Here is a 1,584-nt window from a genome sequence, read left to right as displayed (position 1 = left end):
AAGGGCACCCCGCCCGCCCCGCCGGCCCCCGCGGCGCCGCGGCTGCGGGTGCGGGAACGCAAGCGTTCCCTGGACCGGGCCGGCTATTACGACGCGAGCTCGCGGGGCGCGTCCTCGACCACCCGGCAGATCGCCGGTCTGCACCTGGCGATCGCGGGCGCCCCGACCAGCCCCCGCGGACTGTTCCTGGGCATCGACGCGATCACGGGCTGGCCCGTCTACCACGACGTCTACCAGGCGTATCAGGACCGGGCCGACTTCCAGTCCCCGAACGTGATCGTGGTGGGGGACATCGGCAACGGGAAGTCCTCCCTGTGCAAGACGTGGGGCGTGTTCCGTCAGCTCCTGCTGGGCCGGCGGGTCGTCGTGATCGACAAGAAGCTCCAGGAGGGGCAGGGGGAGTACGCGCCGCTGGCCCGCGCGCTGGGGGTTGAACCCATCCGGTTCCGCCGCGGCGGCGGGGGAACCCGGATCAACATCCTCGACCCCCACATTGCACTGGAGGGGCGTGAGGACGCCGTCGGGCAGACCGACCTGCTCTACGCCGTCCTCGGTGAGGCCCTCGGCCGTGCGGTGACGACCATCGAGCGCAAGGCGGTGCGGGTCGCGCACGCCTCCGCGATCGCCGCCGCCCGTCAGGAGCAGCGGGTCGCGACCATCCGCGACGTCGCCGCGTTCCTCCTCCAGCCCCGCGTCGAGGAGCTGCCCGGTGTCACCGGGCCGGGCCAGCTGCTGGACTGGGGCCGGGAGTGCGGGTTCGCGTTGGAAGAGCTCATCGAGGGTGACCTCGCGGGCCTGATCGACGGGGAGACCTCCCCGGACGTCCGACTGAACAACGGCCTGACCGTGTTCGACATCAGCGCACTGCCCGAGGAGGGCCCCGCGATCCCGATCGTGATGGCCATCATCTCCACCTGGATGCGGGCCCGGTGGATGAGTGACGACGAGCCGATCCCGACGGTCATCGTGATCGAGGAGGGCTGGCACCTGGTCGGGGGCCGGTTCGCTGAGGTCACCCGCCGCAACATCCGCCTCAGCCGCGGCGCCGGCCTCATGCACCTCACCGCGCTGCACCACCTCTCCGACGTCGTGGCCGACCCGCACGCCGTCGCGGTCGTGCAGGACGCCGCCACCGTCGTCATCTACCAGCAGGCCAAGCGGGGTGACGCGGAGGACTGCGTGCGGATGTTCGGGCTGCCCGAGAGCGCCGTCGAGGTGATCCAGAACCTGCCCCAGGGCACCTGCCTGCTGAAGATCGGCAGCGGTGTGCCGGTAATGGTCTCCCACGTGCGCTCGGAGATCGAACGGGCCCTGACCGACACCGACGGGGCGATGACCTCCAGCGCCACGGTCCAGGTCTCCTCCACCCTGCGTCAGCAGGCCGCGGCCATGATCGAGGGGGCACGATGACCACGCCCCGCCCCTACCGCCGCCCCCGCAGCGGCAGCGACGCAGCCCTGGTCCTGTTCCTCGTCGCGATGTTCGCCGGCCTTGCGCTGCTCCTCACGTTCGCCCTGGTCGTCCTGGCTGTCGCCTCGATGACCGGGCACCCCGCCCCCGGGGTGAGCGAGCTACTCGTCGCGG

General features: G+C 71.7%; 1 protein-coding gene. It reads left to right on the top strand.

What is annotated here, in order from left to right:
* Positions 1–1,410, top strand: a 1,410-nt coding sequence (locus FH969_RS14865) for an ATP-binding protein (protein WP_139987977.1), incomplete at its 5' end; no start/stop codon positions are given.
* Positions 1,411–1,584 lie beyond the last annotated feature (174 nt).

The sequence above is a fragment of the Miniimonas arenae genome (assembly GCF_006351005.1).
Taxonomy (GTDB): Bacteria; Actinomycetota; Actinomycetes; order Actinomycetales; family Beutenbergiaceae; genus Miniimonas; species Miniimonas arenae.
Note: the sequence above shows the minus strand (reverse complement) of the source record. Positions and strands in the feature narration are given on the sequence as shown.